We start from the raw sequence: 8448 nt of genomic DNA on the forward strand, positions 1-8448 counted from the left end.
CGCAGACCTCGGCGGAAGCGATCACCGTGTCCCAGACCCGCGCGCAGACCTCTCGCACCCGCGAGAGGTTTTTTCGTTTCCCGGCCCACCCGTGCCGGGCGCGGACCAGCGCGAGGGAAAATGGGGGCAAGTGGAACCCGGTCCTCCGGAACCACTCACCCGACAGGAGTTGGATCAGACCATGACGGCCGTACTGGACGACAGCTTCCACGTCTTCGACACCACGCTGCGCGACGGCGCGCAGCGCGAGGGCATCAACCTCACCGTCGCCGACAAGCTGACGATCGCCCGGCACCTGGACGACTTCGGGGTGGGATTCATCGAGGGCGGCTGGCCCGGCGCCAACCCGCGCGACACCGAGTTCTTCGCCCGGGCCGCCACCGAGCTCGACCTGCACCACGCGCAACTGGTCGCCTTCGGCGCGACCCGCAGGCCCGGAGGCAACGCCGCCGAGGATCCGCAGGTCAAGGCGTTGCTGGAGTCCGGGGCCCCGGTCATCACCCTGGTCGCGAAGTCCCACGACCGCCACGTCGAGCTGGCGCTGCGCACCACGCTCGAGGAGAACCTGGAGATGGTCCGCGACACCGTCTCCTACCTGCGCTCCCAGGGGCGCCGGGTCTTCGTCGACTGCGAGCACTTCTTCGACGGCTACAGGGCCAACCCGGTCTACGCCAAGCAGGTCGTCCGCGCCGCGCACGGCGCCGGCGCCGACGTCGTCGTCCTGTGCGACACCAACGGCGGGATGCTCCCCGCGCAGGTGACCGCCGTGGTCCGCACCGTCCTCGCCGACACCGGCGCCCGGCTGGGCATCCACGCCCAGGACGACACGGGGTGCGCGGTCGCCAACAGCCTCGCCGCGGTCGACGCGGGCGCCACGCACGTGCAGTGCACCGCCAACGGCTACGGCGAACGCGTCGGCAACGCCAACCTCTTCCCCGTCGTCGCGGCGTTGGAGCTCAAGTACGGCCGCACCGTGCTGCCCGAGGGCGCGCTCGCCGACATGACCCGGATCTCGCACGCGATCGCCGAGGTCGTCAACCTCACGCCCTCCACGCACCAGCCGTACGTGGGCGTCTCCGCGTTCGCCCACAAGGCGGGGCTGCACGCCTCCGCCATCAAGGTCGACCCCGACCTCTACCAGCACATCGACCCCGAACTGGTCGGCAACACGATGCGCATGCTGGTGTCCGACATGGCGGGCCGGGCCTCCGTCGAGCTCAAGGGCAAGGAGCTCGGCGTCGACCTCGGAGGCGACCGCGAACTGATCGGCCGGGTCGTCGAACGGGTCAAGGAACGCGAACTCGCGGGCTACACCTACGAAGCGGCCGACGCCTCCTTCGAACTCCTGCTGCGCGAGGAGATCGTGGGCCGGCCCATCCGCTACTTCCGCGTCGAGTCCTGGCGCGCGATCGTGGAGGACCGGCCCGACGGCATCCACGCCAACGAGGCGACCGTCAAGGTCTGGGCCGACGGCCAGCGCATCGTCGGCACCGCGGAGGGCAACGGCCCGGTCAACGCCCTGGACCGGGCGCTGCGCGTCGCGCTGGAGCGCACGTACCCGCAGCTGGCCAAGCTGGAGCTGGTCGACTACAAGGTCCGCATCCTGGAGGGCAAGCACGGCACCGAGTCCACGACCCGGGTGCTCATCTCCACTTCCGACGGCACGTCCGAGTGGTCCACGGTCGGCGTCGGCGAGAACGTCATCGCGGCCTCCTGGCAGGCGCTGGACGACGCCTACGCGTACGGGCTGCTGCGCGCCGGGGTCGAACCGCGGCAGGACTGAGCGCGGGGCGGGAGGACCGTCGAACACCGAAAAGGGAATGCGGACGCGGGCCCCGGCCCGCGTCCGCTTTTTCCCTGCATTCCCATGGGCCGTCAGAAAGGCCCGCGGCATGCCGTGTCGCGCATTGATTGCCGCAGGCATCCACCCTTGCGTCAAGGGACGTTGGGGCGGTTGACGAATCAATCAGGTGCGTTAGCCCAAAGGTGGACAATTCGCCCATGGGTGGATACGGTCGGAATACGGACGCCGCCGTTGCGGACAGTGCAAGCCGTAGTCGTGCGGCGGCGGAAGCCGGAATCCGCCGGCTGGACGGTGCCCAGCGCATCGCACAAGCAGTTTCCCCTCCCTGGCCCACCACGGCACGTCCCGTGCGCCTGGCCGGGTCGAGGCACCGTCTGCGCGTTCCCGGTCTCGAAGGAAGAAGATAAGCAATGCGCGCGAAGCGAACCATCGCACTTCTGGCGAGCCCCCTTGCCGCAGCCGCAGCCCTGGCGTTCTCGCCGGCCGTGATGTCGCAGGCCTCGGCCGCCCCCACGCACGTATCGGCGACGGCACACGCGAATTCCAAGGTCGTCCCCGCGCTGACCGCCACTCAGCGCGGCTTCCAGCAGGGGAGCAGGGACGGACTCGCGGACGCCCAGAGGGGTGCCCCCGGCTCCTGCAACGCGTTCGGGTTCTCGTTCAACCCGCGCGAACCCGGCCAGGACTACCAGACCGGCTACCGCAACGGCTACAACAACGGGTGGACGCAGATCTGCGACCTTCCCTAGCGGGCGACCGGCCGGCTGGCCGGCCCACGAAGGTCCCGCCGCCCGGTGCGCGGGGCCTTCCGTGTAAGCCCCGCCGTGGCCAACTCCCGCGCATACGCGCGTAGAACGCGGGAACACTCCTCCTGCTCCACCTGCACAGCCGCCCCACAGGATGCACGGTCATCAGCAGGAGGGTTCCCCCATGAAGTTCCGCTCCGTCCTGAGCGCGCTCGTCCTCGCGCTCGGCGTCCTCTTCGCGCCCGGCGTCGGGCTCACCGCCTCGCACGACGCCTACGCCGTCACGAAGTTGACGCACGCCCAGGCCACGGCCATGTTCCGCTCCGCGGGGATCACATGGTCGTCGTCCGGCGGCTGCTCCAACCGCAACAACGCCACCTGCACGTCGTTCGACCAGCTGAACCAGGCCAGCGCGCAGGGCGCCGTGACGCTCAAGCACGCGAGCGGCTGCGCCCTGAACATCACCGGCGGCACCGAGACCGGGCACGCGAGCGGCACCTACTCGCACTGGAACGGCTACAAGCTCGACTACGGCAAGAACACCTGCATCACCAACTACATCCACGGCTCGTTCGGTTACATCGGCCTGCGCGGTGACGGCGCACCCCAGTACCAGTCGGGCTCGGGCAACATCTACGCCGACGAGGGCAACCACTGGGACGTCCTCTACTACAACTGCGGAGGCTGCTGACCTCCCCGGGAGCGCGGTCCACGGACCGGGCCGGGGTTCACTCCCAGATCTGGACCTCGACCCGGTCGCCGACCGCCACGACGCCCGGCCGCAGCACGGCCGCCTTCATCGCGAAGCTCACCTTGTTCCCGTACTCCGGTTCCCGCCGGTAGTCCGCCAGCGTGCGCACCGGCTCCGGCCCGGCCGTACGCCCGGTGGCCTGGTCGACCATCGGGACCGAGCAGCGCACCGCGCGGACGGCGTAGCCCAGCACCGTGGTGCCGGCGGTCATGCGGCGGACCCGGTCCTCGGTGTGCGGTTCGGACCAGCCCGCGACCACGATGTTGGCGCGGAAGCGGTCGACGGGCACCGGCTGCGCGCCGCGCTCCCGGATGCGCCGGTTGAGGTCGTCCAGCGAGGCCAGCGAGGCGACCGAAAGAGCGTGTGCGTCGGCGAAGTTGACCTTGCCGGGGTGCTCGCCCCAGCCGTCCCGGTCGAAGCCCGGCCGCACCCGCACCAGCCGTGAGGGCTGCCCCAGCGCGTCGGAGAGCCAGCGGGCGGCCTCCTCGCCCTGGTCGACGGCCGCGCCGAGCGGCCGGTCGAACATGCTCACCTCGCGCAGCGCACCCTCCTGCGCGACCTCGACCCGTACCTCCCCGGCGCCGGGCGCCGACAGCGCCAGGTGCTTGCCGCCGTCGGTCACCTCGGCCCGCACCACGGCCATCCGCGGCAGCTTGCGCTGGCTGCGGAAGGTGCCGTCGGTCGCGTCCACCACCATGAACACCCGGTCGTGGGCCAGGCCCGTCGCGGTCACCTCGGCGCGGCTCACGGGCACGCCCGCGCAGCCCTTGACGGGGTAGTGGGTGAGGCTGTGCACGGTCGCGGTGGCCATCGGTCGCGTTCCCTCCCGGATCGGCGGAGAGTCCCATTCGACCACGTCCCCGGCTCCGGCGGGCGGTCCGTGTCATCACCCGGACGGGCGCACGAGGGGTACGGCGCTCCCGGCGACGCGGTGCGGCCGGATCTGACCCACGGTCCGCCGGCGGCGGACGCTCGGTGACCAACGGCACACGTACCGACCAGTAACGCCGAACCCCCGCGGATCATAAAGTGAACGCCGTACGCTCCCCACCCTCGAACCCTGGGAGACCGCATGCGTTCCGCGAAGGACTTCTTCCGACCGCTGGCCGTGGGGGCCCCGGCCCCCGTACGGGAGGTACCGTTCCGGCCGTCGCGGATGATCCACTTCTTCGATCCGAGCAACGAGAAGATGGCGGCCAAGGTCCCCGCCATCGCGCCCACGGTGGACGTCCTGCTGGGCAACCTGGAGGACGCCGTCGCGGCCGACCGCAAGGAGGCCGCGCGCGCGGGCCTGGTCGCCATCGGGAAGTCCACCGACTTCGGTGACACCCAGCTGTGGACCCGGGTCAACAGCCTCGACTCGCCGTGGGCCCTGGACGACCTCATCACGCTCGTCACCGAGATCGGCGACCGGCTCGACGTCGTCATGGTGCCCAAGGTCGAGGGCGCCGAGGACATCCACTACGTCGACCGGCTGCTCGCCCAGCTGGAGGCCCGGGCCGGTGTGCGGCGCCCGATCCTCGTGCACGCGATCCTGGAGACCGCGACCGGCGTCGCCAATGTCGAGGAGATCGCCGGGGCCAGCCCCCGGATGCAGGGCATCTCCCTCGGGCCGGCCGACCTGGCGGCGAGCCGCCGCATGAAGACCACCCGCGTCGGCGGGGGACACCCGGGGTACCTCGTGCGGGAGGACCCCAAGGACCCCGATGTCGAGCTGCCGCGGCTGACCTACCAGCAGGACCTGTGGCACTACACGATCGCGCGCATGGTCGACGCCTGCGCCGCGCACGGCATCCTGCCGTACTACGGCCCCTTCGGCGACATCAAGGACACCACGGCCTGCGAGGACCAGTTCCGCAACGCCTTCCTGCTCGGCTGCGTCGGCGCCTGGAGCCTGCACCCGGTGCAGATCGACATCGCCCGTCGGGTCTTCTCCCCGGCCCCCGCCGACGTGGCCTGGGCCCGCAGGGTCATCGAGGCCATGGGCGACGGCACCGGCGCGGTGATGCTGGACGGCAAGATGCAGGACGACGCGACGGTGAAGCAGTGCAAGGTCGTCGTCGACCTGGCCGAGGCGCTGGCCGCGCGCGACCCCGGACTGGCCGAGGCGTACGAGGCCGCCTGGAAGGAGCAGAACCGATGACCGACGCGACCCTGCGGCCGCGCCGCTCCGTGCTGTACATGCCCGGCGCCAACGAGCGCGCCCTGGAGAAGGCCAAGAGCCTGCCCACCGACGCGCTCATCCTCGACCTGGAGGACTCCGTCGCGCCCGACGCCAAGGCCGACGCCCGCAAGCGGGTCGCCGCGGCGGCCGCCTCCGGCGAGTACGGCCGACGGGAGCTGACCATCCGGGTGAACGCGCCGGGCACCCCCTGGCACGAGGACGACCTGCGCGCCGTCGCCGAGGCGGGACCCGACGCCGTGGTCGTCCCCAAGGTCGACTCCGCTGCCACCGTGCACGCCGTCGAGCGGGCCCTGGAGGCCGCGGGCGCCCCCGACCGCACCGCGATCTGGGCGATGGTCGAGACCCCGCGCGCCATGCTGGACGCCCGCGCCGTCGCCGCCGCCTCCGAACGGCTCACGGTGCTGGTGATGGGCACCAACGACCTGGCGAAAGAACTGCACGCCGAGCACGTCCCCGGCCGGGCCCCGCTGCTGACCGGGCTGTCGCTGGCCCTGCTCGGCGCCCGCGAGGCGGGCAAGGCGATCCTGGACGGCGTCCACAACGACGTGCAGGACCTGGTGGGCTTCGAGGCGGAGTGCGTCCAGGGCCGGCAGTTCGGCTTCGACGGCAAGACGCTGATCCACCCGAAGCAGGTGGAGATCTGCAACAGGGTCTTCGCCCCCTCCGCGGAGGAAACCGACAAGGCGCGGCGCATCATCGAGGCGTTCGAGGCCGCCACGGCCGAGGGCCGCGGGGTCGTCACGGTCGACGGCCGGATGATCGAGAACCTCCATGTGGATGACGCCCGGCGTGTCCTCGCGCTGGCCGCGGCGGTGACCGGACACTAGCCATTCCCTGAAGTCCGGGTGGACGACCGCTACAAAGAAAGCGCCCCGCACGTGCCGTGCGGGGCCTTTCTTGTGTTGGTTCTGTCCAGATGCTCCATGAAGCGGGTCCGGACACTGTACGAAGTCGACGCCGTTTCCGAGGGCCCTGCGCTCGTATGGTCGATGTCATGAGCGTTTTGGACGAGGTGCCGACCCAGCCCGCCGAGGCCGCGGAGGGCGACGAAGCCGCCCAGCCGGCGAACGACGCCCGCGGGCGCGTCGCGGAACTGCACGCCATCCGCGAGCAGGTCCGGCTCGGCCCCAGCGAGAAGGCCACCCAGGCCCAGAAGGCCAAGGGCAAGCTGACCGCCCGCGAGCGGATCGACCTGCTGCTCGACGAGGGGTCCTTCAGCGAGGTCGAGCCGCTGCGCCGGCACCGCGCCTCCGGCTTCGGCCTGGAGGCGAAGAAGCCGTACACCGACGGCGTCATCACCGGCTGGGGCACCGTCCACGGCCGCACCGTCTTCGTGTACGCGCACGACTTCCGGATCTTCGGCGGCGCGCTGGGCGAGGCCCACGCCTCCAAGATCCACAAGATCATGGACATGGCCATCGCGGCCGGCGCCCCGCTGGTCTCGCTGAACGACGGCGCCGGGGCCCGTATCCAGGAGGGCGTCTCCGCGCTCGCCGGTTACGGCGGCATCTTCCAGCGCAACACCCGCGCCTCCGGTGTCATCCCGCAGATCTCGGTGATGCTCGGCCCGTGTGCCGGCGGCGCCGCGTACTCCCCGGCGCTCACCGACTTCGTCTTCATGGTCCGCGAGACCTCGCAGATGTTCATCACCGGCCCCGACGTCGTCCAGGCCGTCACCGGCGAGAAGATCACGCAGAACGGGCTCGGCGGCGCCGACGTCCACTCCGAGATCTCCGGTGTCTCGCACTTCGCGTACGACGACGAGCAGACCTGCCTGGAGGAGGTCCGCTACCTGCTGTCGCTGCTGCCGCAGAACAACCGGGAGAACCCGCCGTCGGTCCCCACCAGCGACCCGGCCGACCGCCGCGGCGACGTCCTGCTGGACATCGTCCCGGCCGACGGCAACCGCTCGTACGACATGCACCAGGTGATCGAGGAGATCGTCGACGAGGGCGAGTACCTGGAGGTCCACGAGCGCTGGGCCACCAACATCATCGTCGCCCTGGCCCGTCTCGACGGCCAGGTGGTCGGCATCATCGCCAACCAGCCCGCCTCCCTGGCGGGTGTGCTCGACATCGAGGCCAGCGAGAAGTCGGCCCGGTTCGTGCAGATGTGCGACGCCTTCAACATCCCGCTCATCACTCTTCTGGACGTCCCCGGCTTCCTCCCGGGCGTCGACCAGGAGCACGGTGGCATCATCCGGCACGGCGCGAAGCTGCTGTACGCGTACTGCAACGCCACCGTGCCGCGGATCTCGCTGATCCTGCGCAAGGCGTACGGAGGTGCCTACATCGTCATGGACAGCCAGTCGATCGGCGCCGACCTGACCTACGCGTGGCCCACCAACGAGATCGCCGTGATGGGCGCCGAGGGTGCCGCCAACGTCATCTTCCGGCGGCAGATCGCCGACGCCGACGACCCCGAGGCCATGCGCGCCCGCATGGTCAAGGAGTACAAGTCCGAGCTGATGCACCCGTACTACGCGGCCGAGCGCGGCCTCGTTGACGACGTGATCGACCCCGCCGAGACCCGCGAGGTCCTCATCCGCTCGCTCGCCATGCTGCGCACCAAGCACGCCGACCTGCCGTCGCGCAAGCACGGCAACCCGCCCCAGTAAGGGAGACCGACCCCGTGAGCACTCCTGCCGACAGCTCCGCCGCGGCCCTCGTTCGCGTCGAGCGCGGCCACGCCAGCGACGAGGAACTGGCCGCCCTGACGGCCGTCCTCCTCGCCCGCGCCGCGGCCCAGGGCCAGGACACGACCGCCTACGTCAAGCCCCGCTCCACGGCCGGCTGGCGCCGCCTGGAGCGGCAGTCCGGCTTCAGCGCGCCGCACAGCTGGCGCAGCTGACCCTCCGGTCCCGTACGACGACGGTGGCGCCGCCCCCCCCGGGGGTGCGGCGCCCCCGTCCGGGGTTAGGGGGCGCCGTCACCGGGGCGCCGGGCGCGTGTGCAACGCGGCG

Annotated in this window: 8 protein-coding genes; 7 read left to right on the forward strand and 1 reads right to left on the reverse strand. The window is 71.2% G+C overall.

Annotation, left to right across the window (positions count from 1 at the left end):
* The first annotated feature begins 181 nt into the window (after positions 1-181).
* From cimA to ACFYXS_RS08975, 3 genes are all read left to right on the forward strand, one after another.
* The gene (gene cimA / locus ACFYXS_RS08965) at positions 182-1783 is read left to right on the forward strand and encodes a citramalate synthase (protein WP_389245453.1); all 1602 of its coding nucleotides are present in this window, start codon (positions 182-184) and stop codon (positions 1781-1783) included.
* Between the two features lie 431 nt (positions 1784-2214).
* Positions 2215-2553 (forward strand): hypothetical protein, encoded by a 339-nt coding sequence (locus ACFYXS_RS08970; protein ID WP_389245455.1) that lies wholly within the window; start codon positions 2215-2217, stop codon positions 2551-2553.
* 181 nt (positions 2554-2734) lie between these two features.
* On the forward strand, positions 2735-3241 hold the full coding sequence (locus ACFYXS_RS08975; RefSeq protein WP_384299230.1) for a hypothetical protein: 507 nt from the start codon (positions 2735-2737) through the stop codon (positions 3239-3241).
* Positions 3242-3278: 37 nt separating this feature from the next.
* Here the strand turns inward: ACFYXS_RS08975 and ACFYXS_RS08980 are convergent, their stop codons facing one another.
* Entirely contained in the window at positions 3279-4112 is an 834-nt protein-coding gene (locus ACFYXS_RS08980) for an MOSC domain-containing protein (RefSeq protein ID WP_389245458.1), read from the reverse strand.
* A gap of 261 nt (positions 4113-4373) precedes the next feature.
* Between ACFYXS_RS08980 and ACFYXS_RS08985 the strand changes: the two genes are divergently transcribed.
* The 4 genes from ACFYXS_RS08985 to ACFYXS_RS09000 all read left to right on the forward strand — a co-directional run bounded on the left by ACFYXS_RS08985 (position 4374) and on the right by ACFYXS_RS09000 (position 8336).
* The gene (locus ACFYXS_RS08985; RefSeq protein WP_389245460.1) at positions 4374-5444 is read left to right on the forward strand and encodes an HpcH/HpaI aldolase/citrate lyase family protein; all 1071 of its coding nucleotides are present in this window, start codon (positions 4374-4376) and stop codon (positions 5442-5444) included.
* Entirely contained in the window at positions 5441-6313 is an 873-nt protein-coding gene (locus ACFYXS_RS08990; protein WP_389245462.1) for an HpcH/HpaI aldolase/citrate lyase family protein, read from the forward strand. The genes ACFYXS_RS08985 and ACFYXS_RS08990 overlap by 4 nt, the downstream gene beginning before the upstream one ends.
* A 167-nt stretch (positions 6314-6480) precedes the next feature.
* A complete protein-coding gene (locus tag ACFYXS_RS08995) occupies positions 6481-8103 on the forward strand; it encodes an acyl-CoA carboxylase subunit beta (RefSeq protein WP_389245464.1) in 1623 nt (540 codons plus the stop codon).
* Positions 8104-8117: 14 nt separating this feature from the next.
* Entirely contained in the window at positions 8118-8336 is a 219-nt protein-coding gene (locus tag ACFYXS_RS09000; RefSeq protein ID WP_319659784.1) for an acyl-CoA carboxylase epsilon subunit, read from the forward strand.
* Positions 8337-8448 lie beyond the last annotated feature (112 nt).

The sequence above is a fragment of the Streptomyces sp. NPDC002574 genome (assembly GCF_042889545.1).
Classification (GTDB): Bacteria; Actinomycetota; Actinomycetes; order Streptomycetales; family Streptomycetaceae; genus Actinacidiphila.

What these genes read in the sequence shown, in the direction of transcription:
- cimA (WP_389245453.1), top strand. Translation starts at nt 182, where the DNA reads ATGACGGCCGTACTGGACGACAGCTTCCACGTCTTCGACACCACGCTG.
- ACFYXS_RS08970 (WP_389245455.1), top strand. Translation starts at nt 2,215, where the DNA reads ATGCGCGCGAAGCGAACCATCGCACTTCTGGCGAGCCCCCTTGCCGCA.
- ACFYXS_RS08975 (WP_384299230.1), top strand. Translation starts at nt 2,735, where the DNA reads ATGAAGTTCCGCTCCGTCCTGAGCGCGCTCGTCCTCGCGCTCGGCGTC.
- ACFYXS_RS08980 (WP_389245458.1), bottom strand. Translation starts at nt 4,112, where the DNA reads ATGGCCACCGCGACCGTGCACAGCCTCACCCACTACCCCGTCAAGGGC.
- ACFYXS_RS08985 (WP_389245460.1), top strand. Translation starts at nt 4,374, where the DNA reads ATGCGTTCCGCGAAGGACTTCTTCCGACCGCTGGCCGTGGGGGCCCCG.
- ACFYXS_RS08990 (WP_389245462.1), top strand. Translation starts at nt 5,441, where the DNA reads ATGACCGACGCGACCCTGCGGCCGCGCCGCTCCGTGCTGTACATGCCC.
- ACFYXS_RS08995 (WP_389245464.1), top strand. Translation starts at nt 6,481, where the DNA reads ATGAGCGTTTTGGACGAGGTGCCGACCCAGCCCGCCGAGGCCGCGGAG.